The sequence below is a fragment of the Desulfofarcimen acetoxidans DSM 771 genome, from assembly GCF_000024205.1.
Taxonomy (GTDB): domain Bacteria; phylum Bacillota; class Desulfotomaculia; order Desulfotomaculales; family Desulfofarciminaceae; genus Desulfofarcimen; species Desulfofarcimen acetoxidans.
This window is the reverse complement of sequence record NC_013216.1, coordinates 1,040,345-1,065,238: the sequence shown is the minus strand read 5'-3', so window position 1 is coordinate 1,065,238 and position 24,894 is coordinate 1,040,345. Positions and strand designations below refer to the sequence as shown.

21 protein-coding genes are annotated in these 24,894 nt (G+C 42.1%); 2 read left to right on the top strand and 19 right to left on the bottom strand.

Translation table 11 applies throughout. The annotated features are described in order from the left end of the window. Positions 1 to 78: 78 nt before the first annotated feature. The 5 genes from DTOX_RS04985 to DTOX_RS04965 all read right to left on the bottom strand — a co-directional run bounded on the left by DTOX_RS04985 (position 79) and on the right by DTOX_RS04965 (position 6,335). Complete coding sequence (locus DTOX_RS04985; protein ID WP_015756641.1) at positions 79 to 1,581, bottom strand: HlyD family secretion protein; 1,503 nt, start codon at positions 1,579 to 1,581, stop codon at positions 79 to 81. 220 nt (positions 1,582 to 1,801) lie between these two features. Then, positions 1,802 to 2,509: a type 1 glutamine amidotransferase gene (locus tag DTOX_RS04980; protein WP_015756640.1), complete on the bottom strand. Its 708-nt coding sequence runs from the start codon at positions 2,507 to 2,509 to the stop codon at positions 1,802 to 1,804. Positions 2,510 to 2,690: 181 nt separating this feature from the next. Then, the gene (locus DTOX_RS04975; protein ID WP_015756639.1) at positions 2,691 to 3,503 is read right to left on the bottom strand and encodes a histidinol-phosphatase; all 813 of its coding nucleotides are present in this window, start codon (positions 3,501 to 3,503) and stop codon (positions 2,691 to 2,693) included. A 69-nt stretch (positions 3,504 to 3,572) separates the two neighbouring features. Continuing rightward, positions 3,573 to 4,637, bottom strand: coding sequence for a uroporphyrinogen decarboxylase/cobalamine-independent methonine synthase family protein (locus tag DTOX_RS04970; protein ID WP_015756638.1), 1,065 nt, complete (start codon positions 4,635 to 4,637; stop codon positions 3,573 to 3,575). Positions 4,638 to 4,658: 21 nt separating this feature from the next. Next, positions 4,659 to 6,335 carry an NAD+ synthase gene (locus tag DTOX_RS04965; RefSeq protein WP_015756637.1) on the bottom strand — a complete coding sequence of 559 codons (1,677 nt, stop codon included), beginning with the start codon at positions 6,333 to 6,335 and terminating at the stop codon, positions 4,659 to 4,661. A gap of 550 nt (positions 6,336 to 6,885) precedes the next feature. On the opposite strand from DTOX_RS04965, the gene asnB reads away from it, so the two are divergent. Further along, positions 6,886 to 8,730, top strand: coding sequence for an asparagine synthase (glutamine-hydrolyzing) (asnB, locus tag DTOX_RS04960; protein ID WP_015756635.1), 1,845 nt, complete (start codon positions 6,886 to 6,888; stop codon positions 8,728 to 8,730). 321 nt (positions 8,731 to 9,051) lie between these two features. Beyond that, on the top strand, positions 9,052 to 10,293 hold the full coding sequence (locus DTOX_RS04955) for an EAL domain-containing protein (protein WP_015756634.1): 1,242 nt from the start codon (positions 9,052 to 9,054) through the stop codon (positions 10,291 to 10,293). Positions 10,294 to 10,407: 114 nt separating this feature from the next. Here DTOX_RS04955 and DTOX_RS04950 read toward each other — a convergent pair whose 3' ends face one another. The 14 genes from DTOX_RS04950 to DTOX_RS04885 all read right to left on the bottom strand — a co-directional run bounded on the left by DTOX_RS04950 (position 10,408) and on the right by DTOX_RS04885 (position 24,702). Beyond that, complete coding sequence (locus tag DTOX_RS04950; RefSeq protein WP_015756633.1) at positions 10,408 to 11,046, bottom strand: Fe-only nitrogenase accessory AnfO family protein; 639 nt, start codon at positions 11,044 to 11,046, stop codon at positions 10,408 to 10,410. A gap of 48 nt (positions 11,047 to 11,094) precedes the next feature. Continuing rightward, positions 11,095 to 11,403 (bottom strand): 2Fe-2S ferredoxin, encoded by a 309-nt coding sequence (locus tag DTOX_RS04945; protein WP_015756632.1) that lies wholly within the window; start codon positions 11,401 to 11,403, stop codon positions 11,095 to 11,097. 108 nt (positions 11,404 to 11,511) lie between these two features. Continuing rightward, on the bottom strand, positions 11,512 to 12,426 hold the full coding sequence (gene nifB / locus DTOX_RS04940; protein ID WP_015756631.1) for a nitrogenase cofactor biosynthesis protein NifB: 915 nt from the start codon (positions 12,424 to 12,426) through the stop codon (positions 11,512 to 11,514). Positions 12,427 to 12,436: 10 nt separating this feature from the next. After that, complete coding sequence (locus DTOX_RS04935) at positions 12,437 to 13,837, bottom strand: nitrogenase component 1 (RefSeq protein WP_015756630.1); 1,401 nt, start codon at positions 13,835 to 13,837, stop codon at positions 12,437 to 12,439. Between the two features lie 13 nt (positions 13,838 to 13,850). Continuing rightward, on the bottom strand, positions 13,851 to 15,224 hold the full coding sequence (nifE, locus tag DTOX_RS04930; RefSeq protein WP_042316727.1) for a nitrogenase iron-molybdenum cofactor biosynthesis protein NifE: 1,374 nt from the start codon (positions 15,222 to 15,224) through the stop codon (positions 13,851 to 13,853). 248 nt (positions 15,225 to 15,472) lie between these two features. Beyond that, entirely contained in the window at positions 15,473 to 16,858 is a 1,386-nt protein-coding gene (gene nifK / locus DTOX_RS04925; protein WP_015756628.1) for a nitrogenase molybdenum-iron protein subunit beta, read from the bottom strand. Further along, on the bottom strand, positions 16,852 to 18,489 hold the full coding sequence (nifD, locus tag DTOX_RS04920; RefSeq protein WP_015756627.1) for a nitrogenase molybdenum-iron protein alpha chain: 1,638 nt from the start codon (positions 18,487 to 18,489) through the stop codon (positions 16,852 to 16,854). The genes nifK and nifD overlap by 7 nt, the downstream gene beginning before the upstream one ends. 23 nt (positions 18,490 to 18,512) lie before the next feature. After that, a complete protein-coding gene (locus DTOX_RS04915) occupies positions 18,513 to 18,893 on the bottom strand; it encodes a P-II family nitrogen regulator (protein WP_015756626.1) in 381 nt (126 codons plus the stop codon). Between the two features lie 11 nt (positions 18,894 to 18,904). Then, complete coding sequence (locus DTOX_RS04910) at positions 18,905 to 19,231, bottom strand: P-II family nitrogen regulator (protein ID WP_015756625.1); 327 nt, start codon at positions 19,229 to 19,231, stop codon at positions 18,905 to 18,907. Between the two features lie 67 nt (positions 19,232 to 19,298). Next, the gene (gene nifH, locus DTOX_RS04905) at positions 19,299 to 20,126 is read right to left on the bottom strand and encodes a nitrogenase iron protein (RefSeq protein WP_015756624.1); all 828 of its coding nucleotides are present in this window, start codon (positions 20,124 to 20,126) and stop codon (positions 19,299 to 19,301) included. 108 nt (positions 20,127 to 20,234) lie between these two features. After that, positions 20,235 to 21,104 (bottom strand): beta/alpha barrel domain-containing protein, encoded by an 870-nt coding sequence (locus DTOX_RS04900; protein ID WP_422698392.1) that lies wholly within the window; start codon positions 21,102 to 21,104, stop codon positions 20,235 to 20,237. A gap of 526 nt (positions 21,105 to 21,630) precedes the next feature. Beyond that, positions 21,631 to 22,737: an aromatic acid exporter family protein gene (locus DTOX_RS04895; protein WP_015756622.1), complete on the bottom strand. Its 1,107-nt coding sequence runs from the start codon at positions 22,735 to 22,737 to the stop codon at positions 21,631 to 21,633. Between the two features lie 190 nt (positions 22,738 to 22,927). Further along, a complete protein-coding gene (locus DTOX_RS04890) occupies positions 22,928 to 23,269 on the bottom strand; it encodes a P-II family nitrogen regulator (RefSeq protein WP_015756621.1) in 342 nt (113 codons plus the stop codon). Positions 23,270 to 23,346: 77 nt separating this feature from the next. Next, on the bottom strand, positions 23,347 to 24,702 hold the full coding sequence (locus tag DTOX_RS04885; protein ID WP_015756620.1) for an ammonium transporter: 1,356 nt from the start codon (positions 24,700 to 24,702) through the stop codon (positions 23,347 to 23,349). Positions 24,703 to 24,894: the final 192 nt, after the last annotated feature.

Genomic DNA, 24,894 nt, shown 5'->3' with positions numbered 1-24,894 from the left:
CGGTTATATTTTATCAACTCGCCTTGACATAAACTGCCCAAAGCTTATTTTTACTTAATAAACTGAAAGATACTTTTATTATCGGACCCTGACGCCCCCGCCAACCCGAGGTGCAAGCGGTGCATTAGTTGACTGGTTACCCTGTGCATTAGAAGAAGCTGACTGCTCCAAAGAACCCACAACTACTATATCTCCTTCTTTTAATCCCTGAATAACCTCATAGTTTTTCACGTCTGACAATCCCAGCACAACTCTTTGTATTTTAGGTTCACCTGATTTATTATAGATCAATACGGTTGCCCTTTGTTGACCGGAGTCAGTTGCTGCCTCCGAGTTCTTAGAAGTGTCTTTTTCACCTGTTGACTGTTTGTTATTGTCGCTGTTTAACCTGTTCCTCATTTGTCCCGAGTCCTGGGCTGTCCGAATAGAGGATAGTGCCGCCCTGTTTTTATTCAGATAACTTATAGCATAAGAGACTGCCCCTTTAGGAACAACAGGCACATTATCATGCCTGTCCAGAATAATATTAACATTGGCAGGCATACCTGCTTTTAATTCCGAATAATTTTGGTCAGGATTTATAATCACGTCATAAATCTGCACATTGGAGACGGTATAAGCTTGCGGAGAAATACTGGAAATCTTGCCATTAAAAATTTTATCCTGATATGAGTTAACACTTAATTCCACCTTTTGGCCATTCTTTACTTTACCTATATCTGATTCATTCACCTGAGCCCTTACCTGAAGCTGATCAGAAATCACAGATATAAAACCGCCGCCGCTGGTGTTATTGTTGTTAGCTGTGGCTCTCTGACCCTCGGCACCGTTCATAACACTTACCGTGCCATTCATAGGACTGTATAATTTTGTACCGGACATATCATTTAGAGCCATCTGCAATTGAGATTTCGCACTATCTACCTGAGCAGACGCAGTTGCTATATCCTCCGGTCTATTACCGGCTAAAAGTGCCTTAAGTGATTCCTGTTCCTGTTTAAGTCTGCTCTCAGCATTTTTGAAGTCTGACTGGGCTTTGTCAAAATCAAATTGCGACAAGGCCCCCTGCTCTTTAAGTACCTGATTTCGCTCCAGTGTGGATTTAGCCAGATCATAAGCATTTTGAGCCATATTAACATTTTCTCTTGATTGCGCTATGTCTTCTGAACGGGCTCCGTTTTGCAATAAGGCCAGTTTGGCTTCAGCAGACTTTAGGCTTGCCCTGGATTGGTTGAGCTGCTCCGTGAGATTGCTGCCGTCCTGTTCCGCCAAAAGTTGTCCTCCGTTTACATGATCGCCTACTTTAACATAAAGTTTGTTTATTATTTCTGAGTTTTTAAAACTTAAAGAAACGGAACTCACCGGTTCTATAGTGGCACTGGCTGAAACTGTACTGATAATGCTGGATTTGCTAACCGTCTCAGTTAAAAAATTTGCATTTATTTTTTTGCCGCTTGTCCAATAATAGTAGCCGGGAACAACAAGACATATTGCCAGCACAATAAAGACCAGCAACTTTTTCTTTTTCAAAAAACTGCTGATCATATAAAATCTTGTGCTCTTAGTCACTGTGTCTTGCAAAAAGAATCCCCCCTTAGTTTTGAGTGTACGATAATCAAAATTAAACAATAATATAATCATTCTACTAAATAGATATTATACACCATTTTTATGTTGGCAATGTGTCAACCTACAAATTTAGATTCCCGTTAAACTAAAAGCAATTCCCTTACGATAATTTCGTGAAAAATATCGCAAAAGCTGAGAATAATTAAGCCCTGTACAGGGCTGATTAATAATTTTATTTATCAGCTATTAAAGTGACTATATTATCCAGAAGTCTAGCCATTATTTCACGTATACCCGACCAATTATTGTCCAAATCCTGTATTACAGCTGCAGACTGAATATACTTACCCCCCACCAATTCATCCCCACAATTGTCAACCAGCTTAGCCACACTCTCAAGGGAAGATTCCAGGTGAAACTGCAAGCCTATGACCTTCCCATCGTTATAAGCAAAAGCCTGGTTGATACAACCCTCGCTATGGGCCGCTCTTACAGAACCCGCGGGCAATTCGAAAGTATCCCCGTGCCAGTGAAAAGCGGTAAAGGTTTGCGGTAGGCCGCTGAAAACGGGCAACTTTTGGACCCCCTCCGATATCCTGACGGGATACCAACCGATTTCCTTGTTTTCATTTCCGTATATCTTTGCCCCCAAAACAGCGGCTATTAATTGCGCCCCGAGACAAATACCGAGAACCTGCTTTCCGGCTGCTATGGCTTGGGCAATAAATTTTTTTTCCGCAGCCAACCACGGATAAATCTCTTCCTCATATATATTCATGGGTCCGCCCATAACCACCAACCAGTCGAATTCACCCAATGACGGCAGTTGGTTTTCTTGAAAAAGCTTTGTCCCGCTCAACTGATAATTCCTCTCTTTTGCCCACTGTTCGATATTGGCCGGATCCTCGAAGTGAACATGCTGCAGGTAATGTATTTTCATAATCAAACCTCCTCTTCTTTTAAATCATAAGCATAATTTCCTTGAATAAAACAAAAGTCCTCACCGCTGGAAAACGGTCAGGACAACATTGTCAAATATTTTTATATATCCATTATACCATTTTTGACTAAGGAAGCAAGCTATACCATTGCTATTTTATTATCCCTGGCAAGCTGTGCTCTTATTCCAAAGCTATAAACTTGCGCTGCCGCTCTGTAAATAGCACTGTTTCACGATAACCGACTTTTTTCAGCAACTTCACTGCTTCAGCAAAGCCCCAACCAACCTGCTCGGGTTTGTGAGCATCGGAACCCAGAGTTACGGGCACACCGTACCGGCAGCAAAGCTGCAAAAACTCCTCTGTCGGGTATATTTCACGGGCAGGAACTCTTAAACCGGCTGTATTTACCTCAATACAAACATTGCTTGCATGAATGGCTTGAACAGTATCCTCATAAACCTGAGTCATATCCCGCGCCGGAAAGTAGCCAAATTTCTTAATTAAATCAGGATGCGCCAATATATCAAATATACCTGAAAGAGCAGCCTGTTTTAACAGCTGGAAATAACGCCGGTAAAGCTTCTCAATATCCATACTGTCATATTGAGAAATGTAATCAGGATTATCAAATCCCCACCCGTCAATATAATGCACCGAACCCAGTACATAATCCAGTGGCATGTCTTTTAAAACATTTACCAACTGGTTCTCCATTCCCGGCATATAATCAGCTTCTATACCCAGCTTGACAGTTAAGTCAGGAAAAGCCAGTCGGGCCCGGATGACATCACCAAAATAATCAGCTAATTCCGATTCATCCATCGCCAACCCCGCTTCTCTTTGCTCCGTTGGCAGAAAATATAAGGGCAGGTGATCGGAAAAACCCACCTCCACCAGTCCAAGCTCCCGCGCTGTTTTTAAATATTCTTCAATGCTTCCCGAGGCATGCCCGCAACGCATAGTATGCAGGTGATAGTCTGCAGGAAATTTCATTATTTCACTTCCTATACAGGGTTTAGAACTAAGGAGATAGCACAAAACCCATTATTGGCTTTGATGGAACTAAAAACTGCGCACCTGTTCCCCTATCTGCCGGCTAAAACTGTAAATCCCCTCCGCTTCTTCGACTTTTAACAGTCCGGTACCGCAGGCAGGAGTGATTAAGGCCTGTTTTTTAAGCATTTCTCTGTTTATACCCTTTGCCTCAAGCTGCAGCCACTGACTGCTTAACAGGCCAACCAGACTCTCGGTACTTTCATCCCATATTCTGGGTGATGTAGGCACGATACCCCAGGCCAGACAGCCTCCTCTTTGCAGAAATTTCTTCAAACCAGAGGTATAAGGCAAAAAAGAATTAAAGTATGTGAAAGCATCGAAGCTAATCACTTCTAAATCAGATTCAAATAAAATATCCCAATCTATCGCATCACAGGAATGTACCCCCGCCATTGCACCCCCGTCATGTATCCCGGAAAAAATAGCGCCGATATCCTCCAGGATCATCTCCCTGGTTACAGTGATATAATCAGAGCGGCCGAGAATTCTTATGCCGGGTTCATCTAAAAAGACCATTACCGGAAGTCCCAGTTTACCCAGAGCCGCAGCTTGCCAGCGGGCATGCAGAGCCAACGTTTTAACCAACAAGTCTCTTAACTGATCCTGGTAATAGGCTATCTTGCCCTCCTCATCATAAAGTTGAAAGCCCACGGTCAGGGGTCCGGCCAAATGCCCCTTTAGATAAGCCGCCTCCCCCCGGTCCTTCTCCATGTCCTCTATAAAAGCATAAAAACCACTAGCCGAGGAACGAGGAAAAGCAAAGCGGCATAAGGCTTCCTCATCCCCTTCCATGGCGGCAAAATAAGCGGTATAAAATTCCGTTAAACGCTCTGCCCAGTCTTCCGCACCTGTAGTAAAAAAACTTCGCCTTTCATTTTGCACCAAAAGGCCCATTTCTACCAGAGGGTTGAGAAACTGAAAGACAAATCCCTCCTGAGCACCTAACATGGGCATTTGCGGCCAGTGCGGTATTATTGGCATATTCCCCCTAATAAGCTCCAAAGCTGGCTCCGGTTTTAAGTAAGGAAGACTGCCTATACCTGTAACCAACCCATTGGGACTGAATTTCATATAACCCCTCCTCGAAAAATATCATTTATGCCAACGCTGTACAATTGGCATGCGCCGCCCGCTGCCAAAAGCCTTGCTGGTAACTCTAAGGGTCGGAGCGGCTTGCTGCCTCTTATACTCGGCAGCGTTGATTTTACGTATAATATTATTTATCAGCAAAGGCTCATAGCCCAAGACTGCAATTTCCTCCGATGATTTACCCTCTTCAACATATAATCTAATTATTTCATCAAGAATATCGTAGGGAGGAAGAGAATCCTGATCCAATTGATCCGGTCTCAACTCGGCAGAAGGCGCTTTGATAATTGTAGTTTCAGGAATAACTTCATTCTGCCTGTTGATATAGCGGGCCAGTTCATAGACCATGACCTTGGGCACATCACCTATAACAGCCAGACTACCGCACATATCTCCATATAATGTACAGTAACCGACAGCGGTTTCCGATTTATTGCCGGTTGTCAGAACAAAGTAGTCCTCGCGATTGGAGAGAAACATGAGTATACTGCCACGAATTCGTGCCTGAATATTCTCCTCAGCCAGATCCATTAACGGGTTTGCTCCTTGATTAAATACAGTCAAAAAAACATCAAATATACTCTCTACGGGTATAATCCGGAAATCTATGCCCAGATTAGCCGCCAGTTTTTCCGCGTCACTTTTACTGCCGGCTGAAGAATACCTGGATGGCATAGCCACGCCCAACACATTCTCTTTCCCCAGGGCAGCTACGGCCAGCGCCGCGGTAACAGCTGAATCAATGCCGCCGCTTAAACCAATCAGGGCTTTATTAAAACCAATTTTACCGATATAATCTCTTATTCCCAAAACAAGCGCGTCGTGCACGGAAGCAATGTTTTCCTCTCCGGCTTCATGGAGCTGAGTTTGACCGGCAGCCGGGAAAAATTTTTCGGATACTGATTCCTTTTCCCGTAAATCGTCGATTTCAAAAACCAGAAAATCTTCGGCAAAACTTTTAGCTTTCCTCACTACCTGGCCATGCTTATTGACAACCATACTGCAGCCATCAAAAATAAGTTCGTCATTACCGCCCACCTGGTTGACATAAATAATATGCAGTCGGTATTTTTTTGCTAACTGCTGCATTATTTGCATACGCAAGTTTTGCTTCCCATAATGGTAAGGGGATGCAGCAATATTTATTATTATCTCTATCCCACGGTCTGCCAGCTCCTGAACCGGGTCAACGGCATACTTTTGTCTTGGCCAATAATCTTTATCATTCCAAATATCCTCGCAAATGGTCACACCCAAAACCAAATCCCTGAAATGCAGCGGCATTCTGATTAAACCGGGTTTAAAATATCTCTTTTCGTCAAAAACATCATAGTTGGGAAGCAGCGTCTTATCATGCAGGCTTATAATCTTACCGTTTTCCATAACAATGGCTGAATTATACAAATCGTCCTCACCGTCACCCTCCACCGGCACGCCTAAAATTAAGCCGATATCACCGGTACAAGGCAAAATATCTCTTTCAACCACTTGATTAACTTCCCGCAAAAATTCCTTGCGATATAAAAGATCCTTGGGCGGATAACCGGTTACCGCCAATTCCGGGCAAATCATTAAATCAACCCCGGCTTGCAAAGCCTTATTTAAATATTGTTTTATTTTTGCAGAGTTACCTGTTAAGTCACCTATAGTAGGGTTAATCTGTGCCAAGGCTATTTTCAACAAGTGCTCCTCCCCGCTAAAGTATAATTAAGAATATTTTCAAAACTAAAGGCATGATTGCTTAATTTATTATACAAAACCGTCCCTAAATGAGCAACCGCCAGTTCGACGGATGCTGAGACTTGCCTGTGTTGGAAAGGGTTTAAAGTCATGGTTTTCCTAAAACAAATACTCCTTTTTATGTTGCATGCTTACCGGAACATCTCCTGTCACTTGCTCTTTTAAACTGTAAATATTGCACCATACACCGTCACCAAACATAATATAGTTACAAAAGATATTTGGGAAACTGCTGTATAAATCTACTGCATATAAAATACATTGCTTTATATTCCGAAAACATTATCCAAACAACATATATAAACAAAAAATTGTTTTTTTCATTTATGCATACATATATGAAAGTATTCTGTAATATCTTTTTACGTCATCACTATTCATATCCGGTATTTTGGGAAAAAACACGGGTTGCGGCAACTTTATTCGAAAACAGGCAAAAACGCGCTCTACCCAAAAATAAATTCAACCTATACAGGAGGGATGTAATTAGATGTGTGGAATAACAGGCTGGATAGATTGGTCGGAGGATCTTACAAAACAGAAACATGTATTGGAGGTAATGTCGGAAACACTGGCCAAACGGGGACCGGACGACAAGGGTTACTGGTTTTCAACTTGTGCGGCACTGGCGCACCGCAGGCTGATTGTCATAGATCCGGAAGGCGGCGCTCAACCAATGTCCCGCCGTTACTGCCAACACGAATACGTCATAATATATAACGGGGAACTTTATAATACACCTGAATTGAGGCGGGAATTAGAAAGCAGGGGGCATATCTTTCAGAGCCACTCGGATACGGAGGCTCTTTTACTGTCATACATCGAGTGGGGTACAGGCTGCGTTGATTACCTGAACGGCATTTATGCCTTCGCCGTTTGGAATGAAGCCGAGCAAAGTTTATTTATGGCACGTGATAGAATGGGAGTAAAGCCTCTGTTTTACACCCGCAAGGGAAACGCACTTATATTTGGCTCCGAGCTAAAAGCCCTATTAACCCACCCGGCCATCAAAGCGGAGGTGAACAGCGAGGGGTTGGCCGAAATTTTCGTTATGGGACCGGCCAGAACACCCGGGCACGGTGTTTTTCGCAATATTTATGAACTTAAACCCGGTTATTTTTTAATCTATAACCAAGCAGGTCTATACACACATAAATACTGGTCACTGCAAAGCCTACCTCACGATGATGACTTTGAAACCACAACCGGCAAAGTTCGCTCAATGGTAATTGACAGCATTGAAAGACAGCTGGTTTCCGATGTTCCTGTTTGCACACTGTTGTCGGGAGGATTAGACTCCAGCGCCATAACCGCCGTTGCTTCAGCTGCTTTCAAACAATCCTCATTAGGAAAGCTCAACACTTACTCCGTTGACTATGTTGGCAATGATCAGCACTTCCGTCCCAGTCATTTTCAACCTAATTCCGATAGTCACTGGGTATACAGGATGTCCCGGCAATTTAACACAAACCATCATAATATTGAATTAGAGACTATAGAATTAGTAAATTCGCTGGAACAAGCCATGCTGGCCAGGGATTTACCGGGTATGGCAGATGTTGATTCTTCTTTGCTCTTATTCTGCCAGGCAATTAAAAAGGAAGCTACAGTAGCGCTATCAGGTGAGTGCGCGGATGAAGTATTCGGAGGGTATCCCTGGTTTCATAACCAGGAGGCTATTAACGCCACTACCTTTCCCTGGTCCAGATCCCTTAAAGATCGTATGAGTATATTCTCCCCGGAACTGCTGGAATTAATGAAACCGGAAGAATACATTTCTGACAGGTATCAGGAAACACTGGCCAAAACACCGGTACTGCCAGGTGAAGAACCTCTGGAAGCCAGGTTACGCGAAATATGTTACCTGAATATCACCTGGTTTATGACTACCTTGCTTGACCGCAAGGACCGCATGAGCATGGCCACGGGATTGGAAGTCCGAGTACCTTTCTGCGATCATCGTTTAGTAGAATATGTCTGGAATATTCCATGGGCTATAAAAAACCACGGTAATAGAGAAAAAGGACTTTTGCGCAGGGCTCTTACCGGAATTTTGCCCGGTGATGTGCTGGAAAGGCGTAAAAGCCCTTATCCCAAAACCCACAACCCGGCTTATACGGCAGCTGTACGAAGCAAACTGCTGCAAATACTGGATGACGCAAACTCACCTTTGCTGCCATTAATCAATATAAATGCCATACGCAAGCTGGCTCAGCAAGAAGGAGATGCATTTGACAGGCCCTGGTTCGGCCAGCTTATGACCGGGCCGCAGCTTTTTGCCTATTTGATACAGGTAAATTCTTGGTTGAAAGAGTACAAAATCAGTATTTGCTAAAGTGTTTTAATATCTAAATATTAAACCAAACGCAATAATTTAAGACAGATTGTAAAATATTTAAGCGATATATATAGCAAATGTAAATCAAAAGATAATAAAAATAAACCATTCAACATAATTTTTCTTGTATTTTAAACAGCTTATGTGTATAATTTTATAAATAGAAAAAATATTTGCATTAACGGTGATGCAGAAATTAGGCAATGGAGTCTGGTCGTTCATTCGGCGAGACCTTTTTTATTTTTTAAATCCTTTAACCTTCTATTTATCTCTTTTCGTTAACTATGCTTAATTTGTTGAAAACTGAGGTGCATATTTTTGTTTGTTTTAGACATAAATACCCCTGACATTAAAAAAATTATTGAACAAGAACATATCATAACACATTTCCAACCAATCTTATCTGTAAGAAAACGATCAGTCATTGGTTTTGAGGCCTTGAGCAGGGGTATAGATCCTAATACAAAAACAATTATTCCCCCAAACATTCTGTTTGAATACGCAGCAAAACAACAGTTAACTCTGGAGTTAGACAGATTATGCAGAAAACTAGCCTTAGCCAATTTTAAACTGGTACAGCAAAAAGTAAAAAACAGCCTTCTCTTTCTTAATTTTGATACTACAATAATTGACAAAGGTGTAGTTGGTTCCGGCAATTTGCTAAATATGGTTCGCTGTTTTAATGTAGACCCACAAAGAATAGTAATTGAAATTAAAGAATCTGAAGCTAATAATCTAAAGGAACTTGATAAATTTATTAATAATTATAAAAACTATGGTTTTATAATCGCTTTGGATGATATTGGTTCAGGACACTCAAATTTGAATAGAATATCCCTGGTAAAACCAGACCTTCTAAAACTGGATGCCTTTTTAATCAGGAATATAAATAAGGAATTTCACAAGCAGGAAGTTTTTAAATCACTGGTCAACCTTGCTAAAAAAATAGGTGCGCTGGTTGTAGCTGAGGGTATTGAAGGAGAAGATGAATCAATTTGTGCCTTAGAACTGGGAGCAGATATGTTGCAGGGTTATTATTTTGACAAACCAAGTGTTAATATTCTGTGTACTAATAATGACTACAAAGACAAAATCAGACTGCTGGCGAATAAATTCAAGAACCACATGATCATAAAAACTAAAACTGACAAAATGCGCAGGATGGAATATCGCAGAATCGCCAGTAATATTTTAGCCCATATGGATAGTATTGATACAAAGGATATAAATGCAAAACTATCAGAAATAATATCCAACTATCCTATTATGGATTGCATATATATTCTCAATGAACAAGGAGTGCAAATAAGCAACACAGTATGCAATGACAGCAAACTTTTCAAACGCAGAGTATCTATTTTTCGACCCGCTGCTCAGGGAACCGATCATTCTTTTAAAAAGTATTATTATTTATTAAAAGACTCAGGATCAGATTATTTTTTTACAGAACCATATATTTCCATGGCTTCCGGTAACCTGTGTGTGACAATTTCCACTCTGTTTCAAGTAAAAGACAATAATTATATTTTATGCGCGGATATTATCACTGATTTTGAGTAACAAAAAACATAACGGCAATATATGTAAAATTTATAATCTCCACGAAATAAAAAACGCTATTTAGTTACCCAATAGCGTTATAAATATCCCTTAATAAATATCATAATTCTGCTCTCATACCGGACAACACTTTTTACTCAAAACAACTGTATGCTCATTTTCCCCTGTCCTGGCAATATTCCCTTCTAATTTGCCAACAATCATTTCTGCTTCCAACCAGGGCGGGATATGGTTGCAGATAATCTCCAGGGAATAAAAAGCGCTCTTTCGTAAAAATGGCAATAGCACTTGTTTTGATGTTATCCCCGTATTTTTCTCCTGAATCTCCTTAATAGAAATTCTGTAGCAACCGGCTGCAATCTCTACCGGTGTCATTTGAATAATGTTATCTTTCTTCTGTGTCGCTGCATTTTCTATTTCCGCCTCTTCTTCCTTCTCTAATATATAGTCCAAAAATTCGGCAGGCTTTTCGGAAAATTCCCAGATACTGATTTTTTGCTTCTCTAACTCGAAATAGGGCACACCCGTTACTGAAAGACCCGCAAAAACCTGGCAGCCGTTTAAAAAATTCAAAATCTCTTTCATCCTAAGGCGCAATTGAACCATACCCAAGCTTCTGTCTATATGATGCTCCATCTCCCTGACGGATTCCCATTTGCCCGCACTTTTTGTATAGACAACCAGCTTTCCTTTATCAAACAGAGTGGCTGTATTCCCGTCTTCGCCCAAACACACGGCTATATTTTTTGACATAAGTTATCCCTCCCAACGCTCTTCAGCCCTTATTTTAGCGGACAAGCACTACAACTCCAATCTCTTCACTACATTATCACCTTCTATATGTTCATCCATGATTTCCTCCACATCATCCGGTACAACTGCACCGTACCAGACATTTTCCGGATAGACAACAACTATGGGACCCTGCTCACATAGACCAAAACAACCGGTGTTAGAGATAAATACTTCGCCGCCCAGTCCCCGCTCCTCTATTTCCTCACGAAAATTATTCAAAATATCTACACCGGCTTTTGTGTGGCAGAAGCCTTTCTGTTGCCCGTTTGGTCGGGAACTGGTACAGACAAATATATGCTTCTTTGGTTTTAACATAATCTCACCTCAAAAGTTTTTATTTAGTTAATGTATGAGTTAATGCTGTTCTCAGGGTTAATGTTAATATATAAACAAATCAATCAAATCTTCCGGCAAATGCCTTACTTAGAGCACCGCCTCTTTTTTCTTCTCAGTCAGCCTGAATTCAGAAGACCTGTCATCGGCCAGCAAACCTATGGCGTCAGCCCTGCACTGCTTGCAGTGAAACATCTGCTGCAAATCAAGCTGGCAGAGTTTTCTCATCTCATTCAGTTCCTTTTTGCCTGTTTGTGGATAGTCTGCAAAATTACTGCCGGGTGCAGGCAGCAAGGGCATAATATTGCTAATAAAAACACCTAAATTCTTAACTTTTCTCACAACATGCGGTATATGTGAATCATTTATGCCTTTAATCATCACTATGTTAACCTTAACCAGAATACCTGCCCCGGTAAGCAAAGAAATACCTTCCAACTGGTTATTAAGCAATATCTCTGCACCTGCGGCGCCTTCATATTTTTTCTCCCGGTAGTTAACAAATTTATAAATTCTTCCCCCTATAGCCGGCTCAATACTGTTAACAGTGACAGTCACATGTTTTAATCCCAGTTCTATTATTTCCTTGGCATAATACGGCAGCATCAATCCGTTAGTAGATAAGCAAAAAACAACTTCCGAGTCAGCTTCTTTAATCAATTCTATTGAACGTCTGGTATGCTCCCAATTAGCGAGAGCATCTCCCGGCCCGGCAATCCCAACCACACTTAGATAAGGTATTTTTTCTTTGACCAGTCGATATTTATACAAAGCATCTAAAGGTGTTAGAATTTCACTGGTCACACCAGGCCTGCTTTCATTAACACAATCGAATTTTCTGTTGCAATAATTGCAGCTGATATTGCATTTGGGCGCTACCGGCAAGTGCATCCTGGCATAACTGTTGTGAGCCTCAAAGGAAAAACAAGGATGTCGCCCGGTCTTTTCCATGGTTTCCGCCGATATATTTTTAAGATTCGGCCGATTGGTGCAGCCACAGGTCATTTTCTTCACCTCAACTTCCCGGACAGCACAGTTTTTTCCTCCCAGTACCCCGGTAAAAATTTTGATAGATTAGCTTGCGGTAATTTCCGTGCTTATTCTCTAATAACTTATTGGTTACTCTATCTAAAAACATAGTTGTTCCGGTATAGCCAACCGACAATAATCTCTGTCCACCAACCCTGTCATGAATGGGAAAACCCATGCGAACCAACGGAATGCTTTCCCTTTCTGTCAAATATTTGCCGTCCGAATGCCCGATAGCAATATTGGCACCGGCTTCTTTACTCTTACTGCGAACTGTCACAAAATCAGTTTCCTCAAGAATAAAATTCTTTTCACTTGCTTCATCAAGAAGGGGTTTAAGCAATTCGGAGAGTCTCCCTGTTTTGCTGCCTGTAGCCACTACCACTGGCTTAATACCGTTTTCCAGACAGGTTCTGCTTATGGCATAGACGAGTTCCGGTTCTCCGAAGATAACACTTTTACCCTGAAAGTTATATTTATGTGAGTCAATCATGCAATCCAGCAATCTGCCTCTTTCCTGCAATAAACACTCAGGCACATCATTTCCAGTCAAATCAGACAGCACTTTTAGGAACAAATCCACAGACTCTACTCCCATAGGTATGGGTAAGTTGTAAAAGGGTACGCCAAATTCTCTTTCCAAGTAAAGCCCCGGTGAATAATTTTCATCTACCGTCAGCCCCAGCTGAACAGTAGCCATGGCTCCCGCCATTCGTATTATGTCGGAAACCTTTGTGCCTCCTTCCGGCATCTTCTTGTAGCTTCGTTCATAGGGCCTATCCAGTGTATCGGAAAAGTCAGGCAAGAGTGTATAATCCGCCTGCATCAGTTGCAGCAATCGCTTAATTTCCCTTATATCAGCAGGACTGATGTTGGGAATAATGATGTTGATTTTATTGTGAGGTTCTGTCTCACGAGCAAGCTTACCTACTATTTTTCTTACAGCCAGCCAATAGCCCTCCGCATGACTGCCCCCGTAACCGGGAGTAGGTACAGGAATCACGGGATAGTCAGGCATTCCTCTCTCCAGCAGGTATTCTGCCGACAGCCTCTCTGTATCCTCTCCAATGGTTTCGGCCAGACAAGTAGTCAACACACCGATCAAACCTGGCTGATAAACCTTCAATATGTTATCCAGACCCCTTTTCAGGTTGTTTCCTCCACCATAAATTGTACCTTTTTCATTCAAGGAGGTAGAGCCTACATCAATGGGTTCATTAAAGTGCTCCGCCATATGCCTGCGCATATAGGTACTGCAGCCCTGCGAACCGTGAATAATTACCATGGAATTCTCCAAACCCTTAAAGGGTAGGATACCCCCCATGGGCATACACATATTGCACGGATTTTCATTAACATTTTTATAATGCAGGTTTTCCTTTTTCAAATATCCCACCCCCTCAGTCCTTGGCATATTTCCAAACCGGTGAACAAACAGTTGAGTAGACTTCTTTAGCAAAATTAACCGCCCCTACAAAACCGCTTAATGGATGCTTGCGATCATGATTATGATCTATAAAGGCCATACCTAATTTATAAGCCAAAGGCCTTTCTTTAACACCACCAACCAGGAGGTCGGCACCTTTCTCCGTCATAAACTTCTCCAGTTCCGAAGGGTTGGCATCATCCAGTATAACCGTCCCCTCATCTGCTAAATCATTAATAGTCTCATATTCCTCCTGGCTGCCGGTCTGTGTACCGACCATCACCACATCTATACCAATTTCTTTAAATTGCTTAATCAGAGAAACTGCTTTAAAACCACCGCCAACAAAAATAGCGGCTTTTTTACCCTCCAGTTTTTTTCTGTAATTTCTCAGTAAAGGTTTTACCTCGGCTGTCTTTTTCTCAATTAGTTTTTCCGCTCTCTTGAGCATTGCTTCATTACTGAACCAGTCGGCAATTTTCCTTAGAGAATCAGCTGTGTCCTGCAATCCTATAAATGAAATATTCAGGCAAGGAATATCATATATTTCTTCCATCTTTTGTGCCAGGTAGCGCATGGAACCGGCACACTGCACTATATTCAAAGCTGCTGCAGGGGCTTTTTTCAAGGCATCGCAGTGTGAATCACCGGTAAAAGCAACGTTAACTTTAACACCAATTTGCTCCAAATAACTTTTTATAATCCAGACTTCACCAGCCAGATTAAAATCTCCTAGATAATTAATACTGTCTGGTATTTTCACTATATCCTTAACATCCCCGGAGTTCGGTTCTATCAGTCGAAGCAGAGAATCACAGGCAGCCCGGTAACCGGCTGATTTATTGCCAATAAAGCCACTTGACTGCACCGGGATTACCTCAATATTATGCTTTTCCGCCGCCGCCTTGCAGACTGCCTCCAGATCATCACCGATAACACCGACCACACAGGTAGAGTATACAAAAACCAGCCTGGAGTCATATTTCCGAACTAACTCGTCAATAGCAAAAGCAAGCTTTTTCTCACCACCGAAAATGATATCATGCTCTTTTAAATCAGTACAAAAACTGTTGCGGTACAAATCAGCAGCACTGCTCAGGCTGCCTCTGATATCCCAGGTATAACTAGAACAGCCAATCGGACCGTGCACCAGGTGAATAGCATCCGTAACAGGGTTCAAAACAACTCTGGCCCCGCAGTAAACACAGGCACGCTGGCTTACACACCCGGCAACGCTTTCTGCATCACAGGTTAAAGACTGCTTTTGTTTAGCTTCCACAGAACCCTTAACTGTAATAGAATTTTTTCTTTCCTCAATCAAAGCATCTGTTAGTTTTATTGCTTGCATATCCACCCCAACTTTCTCAATAAGTTTATTCCTTGCATATTTCTTTAAAAGACATATCAGTGCTAATATAGCGGGCGCACTATGTTTATCCCGTTTTAGTATCCGGTTTGACGCTTGAGCAACAGGATAAACATAGAACACCCTGAGTTTATTCTGTTACTTAATTTATTCAAAGTTTAATTCAGAACCTTTTATCGGTATGAAGCCCGGCTGTCCGAACTCCATCACCGATTTGGCATCCGATCATACTACATTACAAGTTCGAAGTCCTCGTCTGAAGCATCTCGGTCCTGCCTTTCCAGCAAAGCATTAGTAATCATCTCTAGCAACCGCATGGCACCTTTGTAACCTACAATCGGAAAGTAAGAATGAACGCTTCTGTCCAGTACCGGGAAACCTACCCGGACAAACGGCAGGTCTTCGGCTCTGGCTATATATTTACCGTAAGTGTTGCCTATCAGCAAATCCACCGGTTCATTTTTAATCCACTGGTGCAGTTCAAACAAATCACCGGCGGCTTTTACTCTACCCTTAACCCCAGCCTCATCCAACATAGCCTTTATTTCTGCTTCAAAGTTACCCACAGATACACCGATGGTCATGCCCGGTGTACCGGTCAACACATGCACCGGCAACATGCCCAAGTCCAGGAGAAACTCTGTCATTGCTACAACAATATCCGGGTCTCCAAAAACAGCCACTTTTTTACCATGGAACTGGAAGTGGTTATCTGTCATAATATCAACTAACTGTCCTCTTTCCTCTTCCAGTTCATAAGGCACCTCTTGAGTAAATTTCTGTCTCAGCATCATTATTAATTCGTCAGTAGCCTTGATTCCTATGGGTGTTTTCATTGTAAAAGCAGGTACTTTGCATTTTCTCTCGAGTGTATTGGCAGCATCACTGGAAGCATAACTCCCCAGCGCCAGAGTCACTTTGGAGTTGCCGGCTTCTCTAATGTCCTCAATTTTCGTTCCTCCGGCCGGGTACATGATAAACTCGCCTGTCATCGGAGTATCCAGAACCCCTGAAGTATCGGGAAACATGATAAAATCAATCCCCATCAGCTTTGTTAGTCTTTTAATTTCTCTCATATCCGAGGGATTGATAAAGCCCGGAATTAAATTTACTCTCTCTTCCTTAACTTCTTTTGTCACCTCGCAGAGGTAACTGACCATACTCTTGGTCATATTGGAAAAACCCGTAATATGTGATCCCTGATAGCTGGGTGTATTGGTATGAATAACCAGCTTACCTTCCGGAACTTCCGAGGTCTTAATTATTTTAGGAATGTCATCACCGATAGTTTCTGACAAACAGGTGGTATGAACTGCCATAACATCCGGGTTGTATATGGAAAAAACATTTTTAATGGCTGTTTTTAGGTTAGCTACTCCACCAAAAACCGAAGCTCCTTCTGTAAATGAACTAGTCGAGGCCATTACAGGATCCCGAAAATGCCTGGTCAGATGCATTCTGTGGTAGGAGCAGCAGCCTTGCGAGCCATGGCTGTGGGGCAAGCATTTGTGAATTCCCAGAGCGGCATACATGGCGCCAATCGGCTGGCAGGTCTTAGCGGGATTGATCATCCCACCTTTGCGTTCAATTATTTCTTTTGGTGTACTGTCTAGCATCCGCATGACCTCCCTTCCTCAATAGTTCCTTCAATTAAAGGACTGCTCTTCCAGGGTGGGGTAATATATTTCCAGGTTGGCGAAACAATTCCCATGGTTATATCGCGGGCAAAGTTTACTGCTCCTTTAAATCCGGCATATGGGCCGCTGTAGTCATAATTATGCAGCTGCTTAGATGGAATACCCATTTTCTGCACAATGTACTTGTCTTTAATACCCGAGGAGAAGATATCTGGTTTTAATATCCGGATAAATTCTTCTGTTTCGTAGTGATTTAAGTCATCCACCATTACAGTGTTGTCAATCATATCCATCCTCATGCCTTTATAATTACACAAAGGCATTTTTTCCTGCAATTCAGCCATTCTTTCCTGTGGAATCTTAACCCGGTAACGTCTTTCATCCGGCTCTACATGCAGGTCAGGAATGTTTTTACTGTCAGCATCCGGTTTGATATCAGGAAGAACCACTCTTCCTTCATAATCATCCCGATGCGCAAACTCGTAACCTGCCAGGAGTGTCTTTATACCCAGTTCCTCATAGAGAATCTGGTAGTGGTGGCCGCGTGAACCCCCGACAAAACAAAAGGCTGTTTTTCCATTGGTGTATTTTCTGTACTTATCCAGGGCCGGTTCAATTTCAGCCAATTCACGGGCAATCACTTCTTCGGTTTTATCAATTAACTCTTTGTCACCGAAATACATAGCCATGTTGCGCAGTGATTCAATAGTGCTGCGAATGCCTATAAAGTTCACCTTTAACCAGGGAGTACCATATTTTTTTTCCAGCATATCTGCTATATAGTTAATGGAACGATGACACTGCACCAAATTTAATTGAGCTATATGGGCGTTTTTTAAATCCTCATAGGCACCGTTTCCCGTCATTACCGTTTGTACATGATAGCCTAACTCCGTAAGAACTCTTTCTATTTCCCAACTGTCTCCGCCTATGTTATATTCACCTAGCATATTTATGGTATATTTGGCCGGGGCCTCTTCCAAATCACCTCTGCCTATGACATGCTCCATTAAACCGTTATTGGCGATATGGTGTCCGGCCGACTGACTCACACCCTTGTAGCCCTCGCAGTTAAAAGCCATAATAGGTATGCCGTACTTATCCTCAGCTGCCTTGGCAATCGACTGTATATCGTCTCCGATCAGGCCTACCGGACAAGTAGCGGATACTGTAATAGCGTTTGGTTTGAATATCTCCACTACTTCGTCAATCATTCTGGCCAGTTTTTTCTCCCCGCCAAAAACAATATCACTTTCCTGCATATCAGTTGAAACACAATAATTGAGAAAATTTTTCTTGGGATCCTCTGACTTGGCCTTATTTCTCCTGGTCATCCAGGCATAATATGAACAGCCGATAGGGCCGTGAACTATATGCACCATGTCTTTCAGAGGCCCCAATACAACGCCTTTACAACCGGCATAAGCACAGCCCCGATTGGTTATGATGCCGGGAATCGTACGTGTGTTGGCTTCAATCTGCTGGTGCTCCAAGGAAGTATCATTGAGCACTATGTGGTTTTTCCGGTTTCTCTTGACTTTAGCCGGATACTGGTTCAACATCTCTTCTATCTGCTTATCCATCAACAAATCTTTTTCGTTTACTGCCACAAATATTACCTCCCTTCCTTAAGTTATACTGCTGCTTCTCCCTTCTCAGCGGTTCTGACTCGGTAAGCATCTATTACCGGAGCTATAAAAATTCTGCCGTCTCCCTTGTTACCTTCCTGATTAACCTTTATTACGGTATCAACTATTTTCTTCACGTCCTCATCCCGCGCCAGGATAGTCAACAAACGCTTGGGAATCAACCTGGTGCCGCCGGATAAACCATCGGCCAAAATACCGCCTATCTCTTCTCTTACACCCAGTTGATCAAGTATAGAAAAATCCACCATCAGCTTGCCTCGCCCCATCACCTTTATGGCATGAAGTCCGCAGACTCCCACATCGGCCAGGGCTTTTTTGGTGATATTAACCTTATTCATGCGAATAATGGCAATTATTTCCTTCATATTTCCTCCTCCTACAGTCCTTTGGTGCCGCTGCTTATAGTATAGGCCTCCTCTACATAGGTGACAAAAATTTTACCGTCACCAAAGGCACCCTTTTCACCGGTCTTGGCATTTTTAGCAATGATGCTGATTACGTCATCCTTATCCTCATCTCTGACCACCAGCATCAGCATTTCTTTGGGTATCTCGTCATAGACAACTTCCCCGACTTTAACACCTCTCTGTTTTCCGCGCCCTACTACATCCATTTTAGTAACAGCCGGAAAACCGGCCCCATTTAATTCAGACAATATAATATTAGATTTTTCCGGCCGTACTATAGCCCGGATCATTAGCATAAATGAATACCTCCCTATTATTTATCTTATATAAGACTGATCTTAACAATTTACAAAATTTAAAGCCTTAGTCCAAACCTTCCATGAATCCATGCTCCATCATCAGTTCTTCCAGTCTGTCCTGGGTCATAGGATTGGGTATGACAAACATAGTGTTCTCATCAATATTTTTAGCCAGTTTTCTGTACTCATCAGCCTGTGCAACCGTCGGATCGTAATCTATTACTGTTTTCTTTTTGATCTCTGCTCTCTGAACTACATTATCTCTGGGCAAGAAGTGAATTAATTGAGTTCCTATTTCTTCGGCAAAAGCCTTCAGCAAATCATACTCCTTATCAACCTTACGGCTGTTGCATATAATGCCGCCCATTCTTACCCCACCTGTTTTTGCATACTTTTGGACACCCTTGCAGATATTATTGGCAGCATACAAGGCCATCAGCTCACCGGAAGCCACAATATAAATTTCCCTGGCTTTACCTTCACGAATTGGCATGGCAAAACCGCCGCAAACAACATCACCCAAAACATCATAGAATACATAATCCAGGTCATCCGTATAAGCTCCCAAAGATTCCAATAGATTAATGGAGGTAATAATGCCCCGGCCGGCACAACCGACACCTGGTTCAGGACCGCCTGATTCAACACATTTAACATCTTTAAAACCCGTTCTCAAAACATCCTCTAAAATTACATCCTCGCCTTCATCGCGCAAAGTATCTAAAACAGTCTTTTGATTCAAACCATTAAGCAGAAGTCTGGTGGAATCAGCCTTAGGATCACAACCTACAACCATTATTTTTTTGCCTGCATCAGCTAACGCTGCTACCGTATTCTGAGTAGTGGTGGATTTACCAATACCGCCTTTTCCGTAAATAGCAATCTGTCTCAAGATATCTACCTCCTCACATATAATAAAAAAAGGCACCTCAGGTAAAAATACCCTGATAAGCGCCTTTGCTTACTGTCATTTAACAACATCGTCAATCTTTTTTAATTATTACACATATTTATATAGCGTAATACCGGATTTTCTGAAATCATGAAAAGTTTTTGGCATCTTTCGATTGGAGGCACGGGCAACATATGATGACAAGGCTTTCATTTTATCATTAGCCCAATTCATACCTATGCCGCAGGACATCCTAATGGCTGCCACCACTTCTTCCATATTAGCATTACCGGCTCGCTCACCAAGTCCGTTAACCGTAACATCAATAAACCTTACTCCTGCATTGACAGCAGCAACTGTATTGGCCGTGGCCAAACCAAAATCATTATGCCCGTGAAATTCCAACTCTATCTTTAATTTATCCTTCAACCAACTAAGTTCCCTATAAGTTGAAAATGGCTCCAATACTCCAACAGTATCTGCATAACGCAACCTTTCAGCACCCATCTCCTGAGCCAGCAGCGCATATTCCAGCAAGAACTCAGGATCGGCCCGGGAAGCATCTTCAGCTCCTACAGATATCCAACAGCCATAATCTTTAGCATAGCGAATTGCTCTTTTCAGACAATCAAGCACCCACAATCGACTTTTGTTCAACTTGTATTCTATTTGGATATCTGATACAGGAGCACAAATGTGTAGATTTTTCACTCTGCAGCTTAAGGAAGCTCTTATATCCGACAAGTGCAATCTGTTCCAAGTGGTTAACCTGGCCTTTAGATCCAAGCTTGCAATAGAACTTATGGCATCAACTTCAATACCGCCCATCGCCGGTATGCCTAACTCAATTTGCTCTACTCCAAGTAAATCAAGATACTGAGCAATTTTTATTTTTTCTTTGGCACTGAAGGCAACACCCGGTGACTGCTCACCATCGCGCAGAGTAGTATCAACAATACAAACTTTTGCCAAATGCACACCCCCTCAAATAACAATCATTACTACAACTAAGTTCAACAGTTACTAACTTAAGACCGGGAAACACATATCTTAAAATATGAGGTGCCCTACGTTTAAGATTTATTTAAAAACCTTAAACGTAGGGCACCGTTGCCCCGGGTTTTACTTCATTGTAAATATTTATCTTAATATAATATTCACCTCCAAATTATATTAAACCCTCCAAGCTTACAATAAAGAAAACCGTATACCGACATTATATCCGTAAAATGCTTAGATTTAAAACAATAAAAGCGCTTGCCAAGAGTTTAAAGTACTCTTAATAAGCGCCTTCGCTACGTGCAACACATTTTGGTGTCACAATATTTATTTAAAACACAAAAACCCCACCCATCTACAATCACTGTAGTGGTGAGGCAACCTTTGCCCTTGTTAATACAACTTTGTATTAATATTATATTATCAAATAAGGCATTCCATGTCAACAACTTTTTAAACTTTTTCACGTACCCTGATACTGAGTATTTTTTATTAAAAGCAATCCTCACATCTGACTATTCACAATATCAATCTCTTTTCTCAAATGTAAAAGCCTTTGCATTTCCACGGCTGCCCACCTAAGCTCCTGGGCAACTACTGAAACCTCCATAAAAGCATATAAATAGTAACTTCCTGAAAATTTCAGATACCAATCAGCCACAGTCTTACTCATTTGATCCCAAAACCCGTCATCGACTATATTCTGCATCTTTTCTCTTTGGGAAAAAACTGCCTGCAGAAGTTCTCTGTTTAATCTCTCTACCGATCTGCGTCCGGTCTCCAGCTTATCTAAGATTAAATAAAATTCACTGCTTATCTCTCTGTTGCCCTTTTGTTCTCTTCTCTGTAAACGCTGGGGAATTAATTCGTAAATACTGTTTGTTTTATAATAAAGTTCGATATTTAGTTTTAAATATTGCTCAAAAAACTCTGCCTCATTTTTCATTTCCCCGCCATACATTATATTCTTATACTCAGCCTGCTCCCGGCAGCGCTCCAGTAGTTCCTGGCAATCCAAAATCAGAGAGCTTATTACAGTTTTTTTCTCTTTCCAGTTAACAAACTTTTCCTGATCCAGTCGTATAAAACCGTCCATTGCCTCATTGAAAACAACTATAACCAACTCATTTAACTCTTCAATTTTAGCCAAAAACTTATCTCTGTATTTAGGCGGCACAATCAAAGCATTAACCGAAAGAGCCACTGCAAGACCGATTAAAACAACCGAAGTGCGGCCCAAAGCATGTGACATAAACTGGTCAGCCGGTGAATTTAAAATAAAGATTGCTGTCACCACCCCCATAGCCACGCTGCCCTTTAACTTCAACTTGACACACAAAAATATTTCTATAATTGTAGCCAAGCCAAGAGTTAAGGGGTTCTGGCCCGCAGTAGAACCCAAAAGCAAAGCTACGGCAACTCCCGATAGATGAATATACAACTGCTCCCTGGCATTCTTCAGCGACATGTAAACAGAGGGCTGCATGTTTAATACTGCTGAAACTGCCGCAAATAAAACCGGTTCCACCCGAAGCTGAATGCTAATAAAAGTAGCAATAGCTACCGCCAATCCAGTCTTTAAAATCCTGGCGCCAATAAATGCCGGAAACACTTCTCTCACCCCTTAAAATTATTCTGGAAAGTCGCTTAAGCAACTTTCTAAACAACCGCAGACACTCATGCTCGGCGGAAATTCTCCAACGAATATAAAAGAGACGCCCCGCAGTCGAGTTTCTTACCAACCCCTAACTGCAGGGCGTCTCAGCCCTTAAGATTACATCATTGTAAAACAAGCTCTGGGATTATTTAATAGCATCTTCTCCTTTTTCCCCGGTTCTTATGCGAACAGCATCAGTGACGGGATAGGTAAATATTTTACCGTCACCAATCTTACCGGTCTTGGCCACACTGCTTATTATTTCTAAAACCCTGTCTACGTGATAATCCGGTACCACAACTTCCATTTTGATTTTTGGCACCAAATTAATGCTATATTCTGTTCCTCTGTAAACCTCAGTTCTTCCCTTCTGCAAACCGCAGCCGATCACCTGGCTTACAGTCATGCCATGTATGCCGTATTTGCCCAAAGCCTCCTTAACCTCCTCCAATTTACCCGGACGAAAAACACACTCAATTTTAATCAAGCCATACTCCTCCTCAATGTATATTTAGTTTATCAAATAAAACCACATTCCATATTTATTTGACCGGACAATTATACTTAAGCCATTGTATCCCTGAATAAAGTTCCCGAAGAAACATTGGCAGCATAAGCTTCTTCACCATGCTGGGTAATATCCAAACCTGCCTCTTCATCATCAGCATCAACACGCAATTTGCAGAACAGTCCAACCACTTTAAGAATTATGAAGGTAGCAAGCCCGGCAAATAACCATGTTACGGCAACGGTTTCAATCTGGGTAACCAATTGTGCGGCATTACCATAAAAAAGACCGTCATTTCCGGCAGAATTAACTGCCTTGCTTGCAAATAAGCCGGTTGCAACAGCACCCCAGGTTCCGCCCAGACCATGCACACCAAAAGCATCCAGTGAATCATCATAACCTAACTTTGTTTTCAATACACTTACTGCCAGGTAACAAAGCACGCCTGCCACCAAACCAATAACAATTGCTGCCAGGGGACTGACAAATCCTGAAGCGGGAGTGATGGCAACCAAACCGGCCACACATCCGCTGGCAGCACCCAGCACTGTGGGCTTGCCATGTCTCATCCATTCCACTGCAACCCATGAAAGAGCTGCGGCGGCTGCAGCCGTGTTAGTCACTACAAAGGCACTGCAAGCCAGACCGTTTGCTGACACTGCGCTGCCCGCATTAAAACCAAACCAGCCAAACCAGAGAAGCGAAGCACCAAGAACTGTCATCGGCAAATGATGCGGAATCATCGGCTCGGTACCATACCCTTTACGCCTGCCCAGCACTATGGCTGCCACCAATCCCGAAACACCTGAACTAATATGGACTACAGTACCTCCGGCAAAGTCTAAGGCACCCAGATTTCTCAGCCAACCGTCAACACCCCATACCCAGTGGGCCAGAGGATCATAAACCAGTGAGGTCCAGAGCAAAGTAAAGATTAGAAAAGCCGGGAAACGCATTCTTTCAGCAAAAGAGCCAGTAATTAAAGCCGCGGTAATAATAGCAAACATTAACTGAAAGGACATGAAAGCCAGGTGCGGAACAGTACCGGCATAATCTGTATTAGGATCCTGACCTACATTAGCCAGACCGGCCCAATCCATAGAACCTATAATATGTTTGATGTCCGGGCCAAAAGCCGCACTGTAACCGAACAATACCCATTGAACAGAAACAAGCCCAATAACAATGAAACTTTGCATAATAACACTCAAAACATTCTTCTCGCGCACCATCCCACCGTAAAATAGAGCCAGACCAGGAGTCATCAATAGGACAAGAGCTGCCGACATAAGTACAAAAGCAGTGTCACCCGCATTAATTGCAGGTGGAACAGCATCTTCTGCCCAGGCTAGACCGGGTAACAGCAACATGCTTAATGTTACCAAAACTAACCGCCATAAATTTTTCAACATATGAAACAACCCCCTAATTTTTTTATGTAAAGACAGCTCCTATTAAAATATAAATAAGTGCGAAAAACAGCTGTCCATTACCCGTCATTTATCATAAGCATAGTTTCCTGGAGTATAAAAAAAGGCGCTTTGTTCAAGAGACTATTCTCTCTTAAACAAGCGCCCTCGCTGGTGAATACTACTTTGTATTCC